16 protein-coding genes are annotated in these 17,353 nt (G+C 72.8%); 5 read left to right on the top strand and 11 right to left on the bottom strand.

The genetic code is table 11. The annotated features are described in order from the left end of the window. A complete protein-coding gene (locus tag ACZ56V_RS22730) occupies positions 1 to 1,593 on the top strand; it encodes an MFS transporter (protein WP_468944709.1) in 1,593 nt (530 codons plus the stop codon). A gap of 12 nt (positions 1,594 to 1,605) precedes the next feature. Here the strand turns inward: ACZ56V_RS22730 and ACZ56V_RS22725 are convergent, their stop codons facing one another. Then, positions 1,606 to 2,034, bottom strand: coding sequence for a cold-shock protein (locus ACZ56V_RS22725; RefSeq protein ID WP_398908967.1), 429 nt, complete (start codon positions 2,032 to 2,034; stop codon positions 1,606 to 1,608). 273 nt (positions 2,035 to 2,307) lie between these two features. On the opposite strand from ACZ56V_RS22725, the gene ACZ56V_RS22720 reads away from it, so the two are divergent. Continuing rightward, entirely contained in the window at positions 2,308 to 2,934 is a 627-nt protein-coding gene (locus ACZ56V_RS22720) for a DUF1275 family protein (RefSeq protein ID WP_398909405.1), read from the top strand. A 42-nt stretch (positions 2,935 to 2,976) separates the two neighbouring features. Here ACZ56V_RS22720 and ACZ56V_RS22715 read toward each other — a convergent pair whose 3' ends face one another. The 5 genes from ACZ56V_RS22715 to ACZ56V_RS22695 are packed head-to-tail and all read right to left on the bottom strand — an operon-like array spanning position 2,977 to position 7,921. Then, complete coding sequence (locus tag ACZ56V_RS22715; protein ID WP_467380251.1) at positions 2,977 to 4,044, bottom strand: aldose 1-epimerase family protein; 1,068 nt, start codon at positions 4,042 to 4,044, stop codon at positions 2,977 to 2,979. Beyond that, positions 4,041 to 4,787 carry an SDR family NAD(P)-dependent oxidoreductase gene (locus ACZ56V_RS22710; protein ID WP_467380253.1) on the bottom strand — a complete coding sequence of 249 codons (747 nt, stop codon included), beginning with the start codon at positions 4,785 to 4,787 and terminating at the stop codon, positions 4,041 to 4,043. The genes ACZ56V_RS22715 and ACZ56V_RS22710 overlap by 4 nt, the downstream gene beginning before the upstream one ends. 10 nt (positions 4,788 to 4,797) lie before the next feature. Then, complete coding sequence (locus ACZ56V_RS22705; RefSeq protein ID WP_467380255.1) at positions 4,798 to 5,607, bottom strand: enoyl-CoA hydratase/isomerase family protein; 810 nt, start codon at positions 5,605 to 5,607, stop codon at positions 4,798 to 4,800. Continuing rightward, complete coding sequence (locus tag ACZ56V_RS22700; RefSeq protein WP_398908974.1) at positions 5,604 to 6,713, bottom strand: carbohydrate ABC transporter substrate-binding protein; 1,110 nt, start codon at positions 6,711 to 6,713, stop codon at positions 5,604 to 5,606. Before ACZ56V_RS22700 ends, ACZ56V_RS22705 begins: the two co-directional genes overlap by 4 nt. Further along, positions 6,710 to 7,921 (bottom strand): CaiB/BaiF CoA transferase family protein, encoded by a 1,212-nt coding sequence (locus ACZ56V_RS22695; RefSeq protein ID WP_398908975.1) that lies wholly within the window; start codon positions 7,919 to 7,921, stop codon positions 6,710 to 6,712. Before ACZ56V_RS22695 ends, ACZ56V_RS22700 begins: the two co-directional genes overlap by 4 nt. 257 nt (positions 7,922 to 8,178) lie before the next feature. Between ACZ56V_RS22695 and ACZ56V_RS22690 the strand changes: the two genes are divergently transcribed. Next, positions 8,179 to 9,351, top strand: coding sequence for a fumarylacetoacetate hydrolase family protein (locus ACZ56V_RS22690; RefSeq protein WP_468944702.1), 1,173 nt, complete (start codon positions 8,179 to 8,181; stop codon positions 9,349 to 9,351). A gap of 20 nt (positions 9,352 to 9,371) precedes the next feature. Further along, positions 9,372 to 10,415 (top strand): LacI family DNA-binding transcriptional regulator, encoded by a 1,044-nt coding sequence (locus tag ACZ56V_RS22685; RefSeq protein WP_398908978.1) that lies wholly within the window; start codon positions 9,372 to 9,374, stop codon positions 10,413 to 10,415. A gap of 62 nt (positions 10,416 to 10,477) precedes the next feature. On the opposite strand, the gene ACZ56V_RS22680 is transcribed toward ACZ56V_RS22685, so the two are convergent. Next, positions 10,478 to 11,143: a ThuA domain-containing protein gene (locus ACZ56V_RS22680; RefSeq protein WP_398908979.1), complete on the bottom strand. Its 666-nt coding sequence runs from the start codon at positions 11,141 to 11,143 to the stop codon at positions 10,478 to 10,480. A 70-nt stretch (positions 11,144 to 11,213) separates the two neighbouring features. Further along, entirely contained in the window at positions 11,214 to 12,356 is a 1,143-nt protein-coding gene (locus ACZ56V_RS22675) for a mandelate racemase/muconate lactonizing enzyme family protein (protein WP_468944698.1), read from the bottom strand. Between the two features lie 124 nt (positions 12,357 to 12,480). Between ACZ56V_RS22675 and ACZ56V_RS22670 the strand changes: the two genes are divergently transcribed. After that, a complete protein-coding gene (locus ACZ56V_RS22670) occupies positions 12,481 to 13,230 on the top strand; it encodes a FadR/GntR family transcriptional regulator (RefSeq protein ID WP_398908983.1) in 750 nt (249 codons plus the stop codon). A 72-nt stretch (positions 13,231 to 13,302) separates the two neighbouring features. Here ACZ56V_RS22670 and ACZ56V_RS22665 read toward each other — a convergent pair whose 3' ends face one another. The 3 genes from ACZ56V_RS22665 to ACZ56V_RS22655 form a co-directional block, all read right to left on the bottom strand. Then, complete coding sequence (locus tag ACZ56V_RS22665) at positions 13,303 to 15,969, bottom strand: right-handed parallel beta-helix repeat-containing protein (RefSeq protein WP_468944694.1); 2,667 nt, start codon at positions 15,967 to 15,969, stop codon at positions 13,303 to 13,305. Between the two features lie 61 nt (positions 15,970 to 16,030). Further along, the gene (locus ACZ56V_RS22660; RefSeq protein WP_467380270.1) at positions 16,031 to 16,822 is read right to left on the bottom strand and encodes an SDR family NAD(P)-dependent oxidoreductase; all 792 of its coding nucleotides are present in this window, start codon (positions 16,820 to 16,822) and stop codon (positions 16,031 to 16,033) included. Between the two features lie 28 nt (positions 16,823 to 16,850). After that, entirely contained in the window at positions 16,851 to 17,192 is a 342-nt protein-coding gene (locus ACZ56V_RS22655; RefSeq protein ID WP_398908987.1) for an L-rhamnose mutarotase, read from the bottom strand. Positions 17,193 to 17,353: the final 161 nt, after the last annotated feature.

The raw sequence follows: 17,353 nt of genomic DNA, 5'->3' as shown, positions 1-17,353 counted from the left end.
ATGAGCACCAGCCCACCCGTACGGGCCTTCGAAGCCGGCGGCGGGAACACCCCCGACGCGCGTCAGCTCCGCACGATCCTGATCGCCGTCTCGGTCGCCCTGATGGCCGTCGTCGCCTCGGTGTCCGGACTGAACGTCGCGCAGACCCACATGGCCGTCGAGTTCGGCGCCTCCCAGAACACGGTCCTGTGGATCATCAACATCTACACACTCGCCCTGGCCGCGCTGCTGCTCCCGCTCGGCGCCGTCGGCGACCGGCTGGGCCGCAAGCCCATGCTCGTCGCCGGGCTGGGAGTCTTCGGTGCCGCGAGCGTCCTCGCGGGACTGGCCCCCTCGGCCGAGGTCATGCTCGCCGCCCGCGTGGCCGGCGGTGCCGGCGCCGCGATGATCATGCCCGTCACCCTCGCCGTCATCACCTCCACCTTCCCCGAGGAGCAGCGCGGCAAGGCGATCGGCGTGTGGACGGGGGTCGCCGGAGGCGGCGGCATCCTGGGCATGTTCCTCTCCGCCCTCCTCGTCGACGTCGCCGACTGGCGTCTGCTGTTCGTCCTCCCGGTGGTCCTGGTCGTCGCGGCCCTGGCCTTGGCCCTGAAGTCGGTCCCCAACTCCCGCGAGACCCCGGCCCACCGGTTCGACACGGCCGGAGCGCTGATCTCCACCGTCGCCGTGACCGGCCTCATCTTCGTCCTCCAGGAAGGCCCCGAACGCGGCTGGACCGCCCCGGTGACGCTGACCGGCCTCTCCGTCGGCATCCTCGCCGCCGTGGGCTTCGTCGCCTGGGAACTGCGCCGCCGCGACGCCTCACTGCTGGACGTGCGTCTGTTCCGCGAGCGCGGCCTGGCAGGCGGGTCGATCACGCTCCTGGTGGTCTTCGGCGTCCAGGCCGGTATCGCCGTGGTCCTCTTCCCGTACTTCCAGGCCGTGCTCGGCTGGTCCGGCCTGCTCTCCACGGTGGCGCTGATGCCCATGGCCGTCATGATGATGGCGACCTCCGGCCTGGCCCCCGGGCTCGCCGCACGCGTCGGCTCCCGCGCGACCATGGCCGCGGGCATCGCCCTGGCCGGCGTCGGCCTCGCGCTCATGGCCCTGTTCGTCTCCGTGGACGACGGGTACCTGACCGTCCTGCCCGGCATGCTGGCCATGGGCACCGGCATGGGCCTGTCGATGACCCCGTCCACGGAGGCCATCACCGGCTCGCTGCCCCGCGCGAAGCAGGGCGTCGCGTCCGCACTCAACGACGTCACCCGCGAGTTCGGCACCGCGCTCGGCGTCGCCCTGCTCGGGGCGTTGCTGGCCAACGGCTACCGCGGTGCCATCGACGGACGGCTGGACGGCATCCCCCAGGGGCCCGCGGACGACGCCCGACAGGGCGTGGCCAACGCCGTCGAGGCCGCGGGCGGCGCCGGCCCGCACGGCCCGGACCTGCTGCACGCCGCCCGGCAGTCCTTCGTCGACGGCTGGCAGCAGGCCATGTGGGCAGGCGTGGCCGTCATGGGCGTCCTGCTCGTCTGCGTGGCGTTCCGCGGGCCGGGAAGAACGGCCCCCGTGGACACGGACGAACCGGAGGCCGCCGAGGCCCTCGCCGCCCCGTGACGGAAGGCGGGCTCAGTCCTCGATCCAGCCGTGGCCCTCGCTGAACTTCAGGAGCGCGCCGCGGATGGTGAGGATCTGCTCCGCGGTCAACTGCGGACTCGCGGTCAGCAGCAGTTCCGTCACGTCACGCCGGTACTCGTCGGAACTCAGCACATCGCACAGCGGCTGGCCGTTCTCGTCGGACATCACGGCCCTGGGCGCGGCCTCCAGGTGGCGGCGCGCAGGCTTGTGCCGCTCCCCCTCGGGGAGCCGGATGCCCGAGGCCTTGAGCCCCCGCTCACCGCTCTCCACCTCGAACTCCACGACCAGACCGGCTCGCACGTACTCCTCGGGGATGAGCAGATCGTTCACGTGCAGGAAGATGTCCTCGCCGCCGTCCTCCGGCGCGATGAACCCATAGCCCCGCGTACTGTCGAAACGCACCACACGACCCGCGACCACGCGGACCCCCCGCCTCAGAGAACCACACGGTTCCGGGGCCCTTCCCCGGAGCCGTGTGCATGCTATCCGGTGTGATCCGGCCAGGTTCCCGGTGCATGTGGCCGACGTACGCCGCGGTCGTCCCGACCGGCATGTCGCGGCCCGTGCCGCCGGGGCGGTCGGCGAGGATTCCGTCCGGGGCCCCGACGAGGCGAGGAGAGGACCACGGAGGGCAATCGGTGCCGGGATCTCCCGCCGGGGTCGGGGCAGCACGCGGACGCGTGGACCGCGCGGCTGCTGACCTTCTCCGCGGGCGCCGTCAACGCCTGGGGTTTCCTCTCCCTCGGCGGCGTCTTCACCAGCGTGGTCACCGCCAACTCGGCGTTGACCGGGGTGGGTCTGGGCGGCGGGGACCCGACGCTCGGCGCTCTGGCCGCCGTCGCGGTGCTCTGCTACGTCCTCGGCGCGGCGGGGGCCGCCTGGGCGGCCGGCCGCGCCCAACGGGGCGGCCGCCTGCACCCATCGGGCTTCCTGCTGCTCGAACTCCTCCTGCTGTGGGCCGTCGTGGGGTGGTGGCTCGCCGTGCCCGGGGACCCGTCGGGCGCGGAGCGCACGGCGATGCTGGGCACGGTGGCGGCCGCGATGGGCTGCCAGAACGCCGGTGTCCGCGTCGCGATGGGCGCGCAGGTGCCGACCGCGTACCTGACGGGCCTGCTGACCGGAGCCGTCGCCGAGGCGGTGACGGCCCGGCGGATCCAGTGGCCCGCCCTGGTCACGATGGCGCTGCTGATCACGGGCGCGGCCGCCGCCACGCTGCTGGAGCGTCTGCTGCCCGGCGCCACCCCGCTGCTCCCCGCGCTGCTGGTGACGGCGGCATGGCTGAACACGCACGCGCGGACGGGGACCCGGCCCAAGCCGTGACGCCCCCGCGCCCCGTGTCCGCACGAGTCGCGGAGCCGGTGGTCAGTCCAGGTGCCCCACCCGGAACGTGGTCGTGTACTCCCGCTCCTCACCGGGGGCAAGGAACGTCATGGACCCGTCCTCCCGGGCCGCGGCCTCGCCCTGAACATGGTGCGTGGACGGTTCGAAGCCGACCGCGTAGGCGCCCTCGCGCAGGTGCAGCCACTGGAAGAAGGACGGGAACTGGGCCGTGTCGAACTCCAACTCGAAGTAGACGCCGAGGCGTTCGTTGACCAGGCGGGGCCGGGCCAGGCCCGCCGCGTCGGGCTCCAGCGCGTGCTCGTAGACCTGCTCGACGAAGCCCGGCAGCGGGGCGGGCATCACGCTGTGGGAGACGCCCTGCTCGGCGACGCTGTCGCTGCGCCACAGCGTGCGGTGCGGCGGCAACTCGTAGCGTGCGCCCTCGTCCAGGAAGGGCCAGCCGACGTTGACGTGGTACAGGTACATGTGCGGCGTCGGGTCGAAGCCGGCGTTGCGCACCCGGTCGGTCAGGCGGATCTCGGTGCCGCCGAGGTCGGCCTCGACGCGGCGGGTGAGCCGCAGGTGCTCGCCGAAGATCGCGGCCTGGCGGACCTCGCCCTCGGCCCACAGCACGCAGCGGCCGTCCTCCTCCCACCGCTCGCCGTACCCGGTGAGCCGGGCCGGAAGGTTGGCGACCCGCCCGTGGAGGGCGTGCACGGCCGTGCGCCGCGGCGGATAGCGGTACTGCGAGGCGTCCACCTCGGTGCCGAAGAGCGTGTGGTCCAGGCCCGCGGTGAGCAGCAGCCCCGAGAAGCTGCGCATCATGGAGAGGCCGTCGTCGTCGCGGTACTCGTGCAGTCCGGGGTGCCTGAAGCCGGTCGCCGAGCGCCAGCCGAAACCCCGGCCCTCGAACTCGGCCCCGCCGAGGTCCATCGCCCGGTCCACGAGCACGTCGAACGACAGTCCGGCGCCGGTCCGGAACTCCAGCGTGCGGATGCCGCGCTCGGAGCCGTCGTCCAGGACGACGGACCGTACCCCGCCCGCCGCGCTCAGGTCGCCCGCGTGCCGGGCGAGGGACTGCCGGTCGTGGGAACGTCCGTACAGCTTCACGCCATCACCCACCCTCCGTTGACCTCGACGCACTGGCCCGTGACGAACGAGGCGTCGGGGCCGGTGAGGAAGGACACCACGGAGGCCAGTTCCTCGGGCCGCCCGCGCCGCTTCAGGGCCTGGTGGTCGAGCACGTGCCGCCGATAGGCCGCGGGGTCCTCGTGGATGTCCTCGGCCGCGGTGGGAAAGGCGCCGGGGGAGACGCAGTTGACGCGGATCTCGGCGGGACCCAGCTCCCGGGCGAGCGCGCGGGTCAGGGCGACGGCTGCGCCCTTGGTGGAGATGTAGGCGGCCAGTGAGTCCCAGCCGCCGTGCAGGGTGATCGACGCGACGTTGACGATCGCCCCGCCGCCCGTGTCCGTCATGTGCCGGGCGGCGGCCTGCGCGGCGACCCAGTAGGCACGCTGGTTGACCGCCACGACCTCCTCGTACTCGGTGAGCGGCACGTCGAGGAAGGCCCGGCTCGGGTACACGGCCGCGTTGTTGACCAGCACCCGCAGCGGGCCCAGTTCGGTCACCGTCCGCCCGACGGACGCCTCGACCGCCTGGGCGTCGCGCAGGTCGGTGGTGAGGGCGAGCACCCGCGCACCGGCCTTCTCCACCAGCGCGGCGGTGCCCTCCAGGGACTCGGCGTCGCGGTCGAGTACGGCGACGTCGTGCCCGTCGGCGGCCAGCCGGACGGCGGTGGCCCGGCCGAGGGCGCCTCCGGCACCGGTCACGAGTGCGGCTCGGGGTTGCTGCATGGGATTCCTCTCAGCGCTTGCGGAAGACGGGGGTGCGCTTCTCGGCGAACGCGCGGCGGCCCTCGGCGGCGTCCTCGGTGGCGAAGCAGATGGTCTGCAGATCACGCTCGTAGGCGAGCGCCTGGTCCTCGGGCAGGTTTCCGGCGGCCCGCAGGTTGATCTTCGCGGTCTCGGCCGCCACGGGAGCGCGGGAGGCGATCACGGCCGCGAGGGCGCGGGCCCGGTCGAGCAGCCCGGCGCGGGGCACGACCTCGCTCACCAGGTGCCAGTCCAACGCCCGTGCGGCGTCGACGCGTTCGCCGGTGAGCAGCATCATCGCGGCGTTGCTCGGCCCGGCGGCGCGGCTGAGGAAGGCGGCCATGCCGCCGCCACCGATCCAGCCCAGCGTGATCTCCGGTGCGCCGAAGGACGCGGTGTCCGCGGCGAGGCGGATGTCGCAGGACAGGGCGGTCTCCAGCCCGCCGCCCAGGGCGTAGCCGCCGACCGCGGCGACGGTGGGAGTGCGGGCGGCGCGGATGGCGTCGCAGTAGTCGACGCGGTTGCGGAAGTCCCACGGGGTGGCGTACTGGTCGAGGGCGCCGATGTCCGAGCCGACGCTGAAGGAGCGCTCACCCGCCCCGGTGACGACAAGGGCCCGGACGTCGTCGGTCGTGTCGCACCACTCGATCGCCCGTACCAGGGCACGGGACATGTCGGGGGTGACGGCGTTGAGTTTGGCGGGCCGGTTCAGGGTGAGGGTGGCGACGCGGTCCGCGACGTCCAGCAGGACGTGGTCGGTGCCGAGGTCGGGTGGAGAGAGGGTGGTGCCGGTGTCGCTCATGTCTGTCGTTCCTCCGGTGTCCGGCTCGCCCGGTACAGGGCGCGCATCCGGTCGAGTGCCGCACGGTGGTCGGTCTCTCCGGCGAGCGCGGCGCGTACGGCGGCCGACGCGGCGGTCTGGAAGCCGATGTAACCGGCGTGCCGCGGACGGACCCAGGCCTGCTCGCAGGTGGCGGTGGTGCGTCGGTAGAAGTCGGCGGCGACGGTCCCGGGCGAGGTCCAGGCGGTGCGGGCGCTGGGCTGCCCGCTGTGCCGGGGCAGGAAGTCGCCCTGTGCCTCCGGGGACATCAGCCATCGCAGGTGGGCGATGAGTCCGGGGGACGGTGTGCAGCGGGCGCTGAGCGCGATTCCGGTGCCGCCCAGCGTGGAGCCGGGCCGTCCGCCCGCCGTCAGGGTGGGGGCGTCGGTGAAGGTCACGCGGTCGGCGTAGGTGACGTAGCCGTACACCAGCGGGCAGTGTGCCAGCCGGTCCGTGGCGGCCATGAGTTCCAGCAACCCGATCGGGTTGAGCGCGCGGGTCGCGGGCGGGGCGAGGGCGTCGAGGCCGGCCATCAGGTCGAGCACCGCGAGTCCCGTGTCGTCGCCGATCAGGTGGTCCGGGTCGGCGGCCGGTTCCTCACCCAGGGCGACCGCGACGGAGGCGAAGGTGAGAAAGGCGTGCGGTCCGGCGAGGGACAGGGCCACGGGGGCCCGGCGGGCCAGGCGGCGTACCTCGTCCCAGGTGCGGGGCGGCTCGCCGGCGAGGTCGGTCCGGGTGGCCGCGACCTGGGTGGCGGCGTCCAGCGGGAGCGCCCACTGACGGCCGTGCATGGCGTACGACCGCATGGTGGGACCGATGGAGTCGGCGCCCCAACGGGCCAGTTCCTCCGGGGCGAACAGGTGGTCGAGCGGCCGCAGGCACCCCGTGCGCACGGCCTCGCCCAGGTGCGGGTGGTCGAGGACCACGAGGTCGTAGCGGGCGCACAACTCGTCGACCGGGTGGGACTCGAAGCCCTCCAGTGGCTGTACGTCCCAGTGGACGAGGCCGCCCGCGGAGGCGGCGAGGGCGTCGTAGCCGCGGGGATGGTCCCACGTCAGTCCGGCGTACGCCGGTCCGGTCGGCGTCATGAGGTCGTCTCCGTCACGGCGCCGGCGGCGAACAGTTCCTCGATCTCTCCGTCCGCGAGGCCCGCCTCGGTCAGCACCTCGCGGGTGTGCTCCCCGACGAGCGGGGCGCCGCGGTCGATGCGGGGCGGGGTGGCGGAGAACCGGTAGGGGAAGCCGGGCACCGTCACGCGGCCCTCGGTGGGATGGTCGTAGGTGACGAAGGTGCCGTTGTGGCGGATCTGGGGGTCCTGGACCAGGTCGGCGTAGCCGTAGACGGGGCCCGCCCAGATGCCGGCGGCGGCGAAGGCGTCGAGCCAGTGCCGCGAGGTCCGGGTCAGCAGCCGGGCGGCGGTGCGGGCGAAGATCTCGTCCCGGTGGGTCCAGCCGTGCTCCTCGTCCTCCATGGACAGGAAGCCGTCCTCGCCGAGGATCTCGCCGAGCTTCTTCAACGGCGGGAAGGCGAGGACGAGATAGCCGTCGGAGGTCTGGAAGGCACCGTACGGGGAGCGGATGTACACGTGGGCGTGCGGTTCGGCGGAGCGGGTCTGGGGCAGCCCGCCCACGGTGTGGACCGACAGCTCCTGCATCTGGAGGGTGGTGACGGCGTCCAGCATGTTCACCGTCACGAGCTGGCCCTCACCGGTGCGTTCGCGGTGCAGCAGCGCGGCGAGCACGCCCTCGAAGGCGGTGGATGCGGTGACGGCGTCCACGAGGTACTGGCCGGCCGCCCGCGGGGCCTCGCCCGACCGGCCGCTGGACAGCATGGCCCCCGACATCGCCTGGAGCAGCAGGTCCTGACCCGGTCGCTGGGCATAGGGGCCATCCTCGCCGTACCCGGAGATGGACACGTAGACGAGGGAGGGGTTGATCGCGGCCAGGGAGGCGTAGTCGACGCCGAGGCGGTCGGCGACGCCGGGCCGGTAGTTCTGCAGGAAGACGTCGGCGCCCGCGACGAGGCGGCGCAGGACCTCCTTGCCCGCCGGGTCCTTGAGGTCGACGGCGAGGGACCGCTTGTTGCGGTTGAGGGAGAGGAAGGAGACGTTGATCCGGTTGCCGGCCGCCCCGCCGGCCGCGGCGTGGCGCTGCCACTCCCCGGTGACCGGTTCGACCTTGACGACGTCGGCGCCGAGGTCGCCGAGGCGCTGGGCGGCGAACGGGCCGGCCATGGCGATGGAACAGTCGAGGACCCGGTACCCGGCGAGGGCACCGGGTTGGTCGCGCGAGGTCATGGGGCTCCTTGGAGGCGGCGGGCGGCACCGGCACGGACGGCGGGCGTCGGACAGGGCGGGAGGGACCGGACGGGAGCGCGGGCCGGCGTGCGGCACCACCGCGTCCGGGTACGGCGCGATCATCTTTCAAACACTGTTGTTAGCGCTAGCGATAGCGCTAACATGCACGCTAGGCGGGCGCCGCTCGCAGTGTCAACGCCCCTGTCCCGACCGCTTCGCACCCTCTTGGGGGCCGGGGCAACCACGAAGGGAATCCGATGAACCAGTGGCCCGACGCCGCGACCACCCTGCCCGCCGACGGCACCGGGGGCGCGCTCGTCGGCCGGGTCTGGCGTCCAAGCCTCGGGCCGTCCGTCGTGGCCGTGCGCGAGGACGGCCTGCACGACATCACCGCGGCCTTCCCGACCGTGCGCGACCTGTGCGAGACACCGGACCCCGCCGCACGCCTGCGGGCCGCCCGCGGGGAACGGATCGCCGGGCTCGACGAGGTGCTGGCCAACACGCCCGTCGACGCCCGCGACCCGCGACGGCCCTGGCTGCTCGCGCCGGTCGACCTCCAGGCCGTCAAGGCCGCCGGGGTCACCTTCGTCGTCTCGATGCTGGAGCGGGTGATCGAGGAACGCGTCCGCGGCGACGCCGCCGGTGCCGCCGAGGCCCGGGAGCGGATCCGCCGCCTGGTCGGCGACGACATCGCCTCCCTGCGGCCCGGTTCCGAGGAGGCCGCCGCGCTCAAGGAGATCCTGGTCGCCCAGGGAGCGTGGAGCCAGTACCTGGAGGTCGGCATCGGCCCCGACGCCGAGATCTTCACCAAGGCGCCCGTGCTGGCCGCCGTGGGCAGCGGCGCCGACGCCGGGGTGCACGCCGCCTCGCGCTGGAACAACCCCGAGCCCGAGGTGGTGCTGGCCGTCTCCTCCACCGGGGCGGTGGTCGGCGCCACACTCGGCAACGACGTCAACCTCCGTGACGTCGAAGGCCGTTCCGCGCTGCTGCTGCCCCAGGCCAAGGACAACAACGCCTCGGCCGCCCTCGGACCGTTCCTGCGCCTGTTCGAACCGGGCTTCCGCGTCGACGACGTACGGCGGGCCACGGTCACCCTGACCGTCGAGGGCGCCGACGGGTACCGGCTGGACGCCGAGTCCTCGATGGCCGCCATCAGCCGCGACCCCCTGGACCTCGTCGCCCAGTTGCTGGGCCCGCACCACCAGTACCCGGACGGCGCGGTGCTCTACCTCGGCACGATGTTCGCGCCCGTCGAGGACCGCGACGCGCCGGGACAGGGGTTCACGCATCACGACGGCGACCTCGTCGCCATCGCCACGCCCAAGCTCGGCACGCTGGTGAACCGGGTCCGGCCGAGCGACGCGTGCGCGCCGTGGACGTTCGGCATCGCGGACCTGATGCGGGCGCTGGTGGCACGGGGAGCGCTGTGACGCCCGATATCGTTTCCGGCGTGACCCAGCCGCCGCCCCGCCGTCCCCGCAAACGATCCGCGACCCGTTCGGTGACCCTGTCGGACGTCGCGGCGGCCGCCGGGGTGTCGGCCCAGACGGTCTCCCGGGTCGTCCGCGATCCCCTGTCGGTGTCGGACGAGACCCGCGCCCGGGTCCAGGCGGCCCTCACGGCCACCGGCTACGTGCCCAACCTGGCCGCCAGCAACCTGGCGTCGAACCGCAGCCGCACGGTCGCCGCCCTGGTGCCGCAGATCAACGCGTCGGTCTTCGCGGACACCGTCCACTCCTTCTCCACGGCGCTGGCGGCCCACGGCTACCAGATCTTCGTCGGGAGCACCGACTACCGGCCCGAGCACGAGGAGGAGGTGCTGCGCAGCTTCCTGGGCCGACGGCCGGACGGACTGCTCATGGTGGGGACCCGCCACACGCCGGGCACGCTGACACTGCTCGGGGCGGCCAACGTGCCGGTCGTGGAGACCTGGGGCTGGTCCGAGGACCCGGTGGACCTGCTGGTCGGCTTCTCCAACGCGGCGGCGGCAGCGGCGATGGTGGGCCATCTCGTCGAGCGCGGCCGACGGCGGATCACCTTCGCGGGACGGCACACCTCGGGCGACCCCCGGGCCGCGGAACGCCTCGACGGCTACACCGGCGCCGTCCGCGACCTGCTGGGCGGTGAACCGCGCACCGTGGACGCCGGTCCCGAGCCGGTCGCCATGGACACCGGCGTCGCCCTGCTGGACCTGGCGCTGGAGCGCTACCCGGACTCCGACGCCGTGATGTTCTCCAGCGACGTCTTCGCGGCCGGCGCCCTCCAGGCCTGCGTGCGGCGCGGCATCGAGGTGCCGGACACGCTCGCCCTGGCCGGCTTCGGCGACTTCGAACTGGCCCGGCACCTGGTCCCCGCGCTGACCACGGTGGCCGTACCCAGCGCGCGGATCGGGGAGTTGAGCGCCGAGCTGCTGCTCACGCGGATGCGCGGTGCCCCGGTCGACGTGCCGCACCGGGACGTGGGGTACCGGGTCGTCGCACGCGAGAGCACCTGACAGGGTCGGCGTGCCGGACGGCCTGGGGCGAGAGCACCCGGGGTTCCGGGCACCCCCGTACGTCACGCGCGCGCCGCCCACACGAGGCCGCGGCCGATGATCGCCGCCGTCTGCGGGACCCGCAGGTCCGCGACGCGGTGCCCCAGGGTGCAGACGAAGACCCGCCCCGCTCCCCAGCGGCGCGTCCACACCACGGGGAACTCGACGGGTTCGTGCCACGGGTCGGCCGCGCCCGGGGTGAGCACGGACGTGGCCAGGACGGTGTTGAGGGAGTCCGTGAGCACCCAGTAGTGCTCGGTCTCCACGTCGTAGTCCGTGACGCCCTCGGTGATCGCGCCGTCCCGGTCCGGTGCGGCGGCGATCCGCACGGTGAACTGCTGGAAGCCGTCCGGGTGCCACAGGAAGCGGCCCCCGACCATCCGCAGGTAGCGCGGGTTGGCGACGTTCGTGGCGACCACGCCCCCGTGCCAGCCGGCGAAGCCGGTGCCCGCCTCCACCGCGTCGACCAGGTTCGTCTCCTGGGCCGCCGTCAGCCCGCCCGCCGACCAGGAGTGCACGACGAGGTCGGTGGCGGCGAGCAGCCCCGGGTCCTCGTACACCGCCAGGTCCTCGGCGACCTCGATCTCGAACCCCGCGCGCTCCAGGGCGGGCATGACCGACTCGGTGCAGCCGACCGGGTCGTGGCCCTCCCAGCCGCCGCGGACCACCAGGGCCTTGCGCGTCCTCATGTCCTGCTCCCTCCTCGTCGCTTCCTCAAAGGGGTCCTCGCAGTGTCTCCGGTGCGTCCTCGCCGCGTTCTCATCGCGCCTGCGGTACGAGTCTGAGGCCGGCGTCGGCAGGACGGACGTGAGGCCCGGACGGGAGGGACCACCCGCCCGACGCGGCCCGCGCGACGATCCGCTCCTCGTCGACCTCGATCCCCAGGCCCGGGGCGTCGCCGAGGACGATCCCGCCGTCGGCGATCTCCTGGTCCACCCGCAGCCCGACCGGGAAGGCCAGGTCCTGCACCTCGGTCACCAGGTGGTTGGGCACGGCGGCCGCCGCGTGCGCGACCGGGTTGCCGTTGTACCCGACGGGGCTGACCGGCAGGCCGTGTCCGAAGGCCAGCGTGGAGACGCGCAGGAAGTGGGTGATGCCCCACACGGCACCCGTCTGCACGACGCCCACCGCGTCCGCGGACAGCAGCGGCCGGAAGTGCTCGAGGCCCGTCAGGTTCTCGCCGGTCGCGACGGCGGCACGAATGCCGGTAGCGACCGCGCGGTGTCCCGCCACGTCCCAGCGCCGGACCGGTTCCTCGATCCAGGTGAGCTCGACGCGCTCCTCCACCTGCCGGGCCAGCCGCACCGCTTGGTGCCGCCCCCAGGACTCGTTGACGTCGTACATGAGCGCGGGACGGTCGCTGTTGACCCGGAACACGTCACGGACCGCGGTCAGGCGCCGCACGTCCCGGTCGACGTCGAGGCCGCCCTTGACCTTGGCGCCCGTGAACCCGCGCAGCGCCCACCGCTCGTGGAACGCGACGAGTTCGTCGTCGGTGAGCGCGTAGTCCAGACCGGAGGCGTAGCCCGGCACGAAGCGGTCGGCGGCGCCCAGCGTCCGCCACAGCGGTTCCTGGGCGATCTTCGCCTTGAGGTCCCACAGCGCCATGTCGAGGGCGCCGATCGTGGCGAACACCCGCCCGCCGTGCCCGGACTTGAAGACGTGGGCGAGCATCCTGTCGTAGAGCGAGACCACCGCGCGGGGGTCCTGGCCCTCCAGGGCGGGGAAGACCCGCGCGACGTCGGTGTGGCCGCCGAGGCCCACTCCGGTCAGGCCCTCGTCGGTCTCCAGCAGCAGGACCGGTACTTCGGTGACGCCGCCGGCGACGACGCCGTTCACGTCGCCCACCGGTCGTCCCCACTCGTGGACCGTGGCAAGGGACCGGTATCCGGTGATGCGCATCGCTCTCCCACGGCTGAGTCATAACTTGTGATACGAGTGATGACCTTAGCATGTTCGGCTAACCTGGGGTCATTGGACAGCGGGGCCGGGCGAACCTGCACGAACATTGGGAGTCTCTGACCAGATGATCAAGCCATCCGCGGACACCACCGCCGTGTCCCGACCTCACCGGCGTCGGCCACCGCTCGCGGCGGCCGTCGTCCAGAGCCTCGCCAAGGCCATCGTGCTCGGCGAGTACCCGCCGGGCACGGCGCTGCCGTCGGCCGGTGAGCTCTGCGAGGAGTACGAGGTGAGCCGGACCGTGATCCGGGAGGCGACGACGACGCTCGCCGAGAAGGGGCTGGTGGCGACCCGTCAGGGCTGGGGGACCGTCGTCCTGGGCCAGGACCAGTGGAGCCTGCTCGACCCGCTGGTCCTCGACGCGCTGTTCCAGCGCCAGGACCGCCTGGTCTATCTGGACAACCTGATCGAGATCAGGACGACCCTGGAGTGCGCGATGGCCGCCCGTGCCGCCGGGCGCATGGACGAGGAGCAGTCGGCGGCGCTCTCCGCCAAGCTCGACGAACTCGCGGGCCTCATCGACGATCCCGAGGCCTACTCGCGCGCGGACATAGAGTTCCACGAGATCATCCACCGCGCCTCCCGGGACGCGTTCGGACGGGCCATCGTCTCCAGTATCCAGGGCAAGGCCGTGCGCTCCCCGCAGTACAGCGGGGACCCCAGCCGCGAGGACATCGAACTCACCCACGAGGCGCACGCCCGGGTCGCCGCCGCGGTGCTCGCCGGGGACGGCGAGGCGGCCGCCGACGCGATGCGCGAGCACATCACGTCGTCGTGGGCCCGCCGGCGGCCGGCCGACGTGCCGGACGCGTAGGAAGACACGACGAGGCGGCCGAGCGGCCCGTCCGGTGACGGGTCCCTCGGCCGCCTCGTCGTGTTCAGCCGGTCACGGCCGTCCGGTCCCCGCCGCGCCGACGTGCCGGTTCCACTCCGCGACCCACGCGGCCCCGTACGCCTCGGCCACCGAGCCGGAACCCGAGAACTTCAGCGTGTCGAGGTCCAGGCCCGTCTCCGCCACCGAAGCGGCCGCCACCGACCGGGTGTTGACCTTGTCGCTCCAGCGCGACAGCTTGTACTCCGCCGTCGGCTCCGTGAAGGTCGCGGTCGTCTCCACGAACCCCGAGCCGCCGCCGACGACCACCGCGTGGTCGATCTCCACACCGGACGGCACATAGAGCGAGTCCGCGTCGTCCCACACGGTGGCCCGGCTGCAACCGTTCGTGCCCGCCGTCGCGTAGTGCGCCGCGGTGCAGTCCTCGCCCGTGGCGGTCACCCTCGGCACGTACCACCGCTCGACCTGCGGGTACGCGATCGGCTTCCCGTCGGAGTACGTCGACCGCCCGCCGGTGTAGTGCTCGCGCCAGGCCGCCACCGTCTCGGGCGTCGCGCTGTACTTCTCCCCCTCGCGGACGTCGAGGAAGGAGTTGAACCTGCTCTGCAGCACCCAGCTGTTGTCCAGCGGCAGCCGTGTCTCGCCCTTCTTGTGGTAGATGCCGCCGTGGCCCACCTGCTTCACCCCGATGAACACGTTGTCGTTCGCGGTGTTGCTGTGCCCGGAGTTGAAGTTGACGCCGGAGTTCGAGCCGTTCACCACGTTGTGGTGGAAGCGCACCCCCGAGGCGCCGTCGTCCATGTAGAGCGCGTCGTTGGAACCGCCGATCTTCTCGAAGTGGTTGTACGCGACCTCGTTGCCGAGGTACGTGAAGTCCCGGCCCGCGTAGACCGCGCCCATGTCCCCGGCGTTCTTCACCACGTCGTAGAAGTGGTTGTGGTTGACCCGCATGTCGTTGCCCATGATCTGCACGGCCATGTGCGGTGCGTCGTGGACGTAGTTGTGCTCGAAGGAGTTGCCGACGCCGTACAGGTAGCCGGCGGGGGTGTAGGTGGCCAGCTTCGAGAAGCGTGTGATCTCGTTGTGGCGGGCGACGTTGTTCCCCCGTTCCAGCGTGGCCCGGTCGCCGCCGCCGAGGAGGACCCCGCCGCCGCCCAGGTCGTGGAGGTAGGAGTTCCGCACGACGTTGTCGTGGCCGCCCCGCAGGGCCCGGTAGTCGGGCATGGCCGTGATGGTGTCGGTGGTCCGGCCGATGCGGACGGCGTCCATGCTCACGTTGGAGACGTCGACCGCGTCGATGAGCGTGCCGACGGCGTCGAGCAGCTGCACGCCGCTGACCAGCGACCCGGTCATGGCGAGGCCGCGCAGGGTCACGCCCCGGGTCCCGTCGAGCAGGAAGAAGTTCTTGTCGAAGGTCTGGAGCGTGGTGTCCTTGCCCTCGATCGTCCCGCCCTCGGGCCGGTAGTAGAGGACGTCGTTGTCGTCGTAGCGGTCGATGTAGTACTCACCGGCCGTGTCCATCTCCGACAGCACGTTGAGGACCTTGACCTTGGTCCACGCGTCCTGCGGAATGTACATCGACGGGTACTTGGTGTAGATCCGGTCGTCGCTCCAGGACAGGATCCGCACCATGTCGTTGGCGTAGTTGTTGCCGAAGTAGCCCGAGAGCCAGCCCTCGGTCTCGGCCTTCGTGTTGTCGATGTCCTCGATCCACCGCGGGTCGAGCTGCACCGGGACGTCGCCGTACTCCCCGAAGCCACGGGTGCCGAGGTCGTCCACGGTCGGCACCGCCTCGGGCGCCCAGCCCTTGTAGCGGTCGTCGGCCGCCGCCCGGCCGCCCACCGTGAAGATCTGCGGTGTCATGCGCCGCATCTCCTGCGGCGACCAGGTGTCGCGCTGCTCCGGGTCGGCGAGCTGCTGCTTCTTGTCCTCGAACTGGGCCCGCGGGGTCGTGCCCGAGGAGTTCCAGTCGTCCTGGAGGCCGAAGCGGGCGTCGAGGTCCACGTTCACGAGGTCGCGGGGACCCTCGGCGTCCCACTTGTCGCCCGTGCCCCACAGGTGACAGCCGGTCTCCGTCGTGGCGCAGGAGTTCCCGTTGGGGTACTCGGCCAGGACCTGGGTGTCGCCGCCGACGACGAGTTCGGGGGCGAAGGGGTCCTGCACCCAGTTGAAACCGTTCTTGTACAGCGTGCCCGGGTCGATGCCCCGGGCGCCGAGGTCGTAGACCCACACGCCCTCACGCAGCTCGGGTGTGTCCAGGCGGGTGTGGGAGGAGTACTGCGGCTGGGCGAGGGTCTCCTCGGAGAAGTCGGTCAGCTTCTTCCATCCCTCGGCGGGCAGTTCGTGCGACCCGGTGATCGTCACCTTCTCGTTCCGGTACGGGGCGTAGGTGACCCAGGAGTTCGCGGCACCCTTCAGCTCGACGGTGTCGTCGAGGACGTAGGTGCCGCCCCGGATCAGCACCGTGCCGCGCTCCTTGGCCGACGTGTGGCCGGCCAGGGCGTCCCGGGCGGCGGCGATGGTCCGGAACGGGTCCTTGCGGCCACCGCTGTTGGCGTCGTCCCCGTCGGTGGCGGAGACGTGGACCGTCAGCGCGCCGGGCGCGGCCGGGGCGCCGGTCGCGGCGGCGGCCCCGGCGGCCGGTCCGACGGCGCCCGCCGTCAGCGCCAGGGCGACCGCGGCCAACAGCATCCGGGCCGGTCGGCGCCGTGTTCTCAGCATGGAGGTGCCCTTTCGTCGGTTCTCGGGTGACTGACGTGGCGTGCGGTACGGGGAGGGCTGGTCAGCCGCCCTCGGGGCGCAGCCGCAGACCCTGCATGCCGCCGTCCACGGCGAGGGCGGTGCCGGTGACGGACGCCGCCGCCGGGGAGGCCAGGTAGACGACGGCCGCGGCGACCTCCTCGGCGCTCACCAGACGGCCGGTCGGCTGGCGGGCGTTGAGCGCGGTGCGCTCGGCGGCCGGGTCGTCCGCGCTCGACAGCAGGCGGTCTATCCACGGGGTGTCCGCCGTACCGGGGTTGACGCAGTTCACGCGGATGCCCTCACGGATGTGGTCGGCGGCCATGGCGAGGGTCAGGGACTGCACGGCGCCCTTGCTCGCGCTGTACAGCGCTCGCCGGGGCAGCCCCGCGGTCGCCGCGACCGAGCAGGTGTTGACCACCGCGGCGTGCCGGGAGGCGCGCAGGTGGGGCAGGGCGGCGCGGGTGGTCCGCACGATGCCGAGGACGTTGACGTCCAGCACGTGCCGCCACTCGGCGTCGTCGTTGTCCGCGACCGTCCCCTGGGCGCCGATGCCCGCGTTGTTCACCAGGATGTCCAGGCCGCCCAGCCGGTCCACCGCCCGGCCGACACCGGCCCGCACCGCGGCGTCGTCGGTGACGTCGCACCGGACGGGGAACAGGGCTTCGCGGTCGGCGGCCGGCAGGGCGTCGGGGTCGCGGTCGAGGACGGCGACCCGGGCGCCGCGGCGGACCAGGAGCAGGGCGGTGGCGAGCCCGATCCCCGACGCGCCGCCCGTGACGACGGCCGCGAGACCGTCGAGTTCGGGGGCCGGGGGAGAGGGGGTGTGCGGCATGACGGTGTTCCTTCGCATGGGGTGGTGGTCAGTCCAGGTGGAAGAGTTCCTCGCCGGTCACCCACCGCTCCCCGGGCTGCGCCGAGTCCAGGGGCCGCTGGCAGGGGTCGGTGAGGGTCCACCAGTGCTGGGTCTGCGGGTCGGCGGCGATGGCGGCCATGTCGGCGTCGTGGTCGTCGCCGGTGTACTCGTAGTAGGCGAAGAGCGTGTCCTCGCGCAGGAAGATGGAGTAGTTGGTGACATGGGCGCGCGAGAGCGCGTCCCGTACCGGCCGTGGGACGGCGCGGTGCAACTCCCGGTACCTCTCGGCGTGTTCGGGGCGCAGCCGGATCACGGACGCGACCCGGCGCGGTGTGCGGGATGCGGGCATGGCTGGTCACTCCTTCGGGAGCCGGTCACTTCTCGGTGCGGTGGGCCCGGCGCGGAGCGGGGCGGGCCCTAGGGGGTGTCGTTTGGATCTTGCCGGGGTCGCGGGGTCTGGCACGCACAGCCCCTGTCTTTTTCTCCCTTTTCCACCCCCCCCCCTCTTCC

The sequence above is a fragment of the Streptomyces sp. NPDC034099 genome (assembly GCF_055575415.1).
The sequence above is the reverse complement of the archived record's forward strand: the minus strand, read 5'-3'. Positions and strand labels throughout refer to the sequence as shown.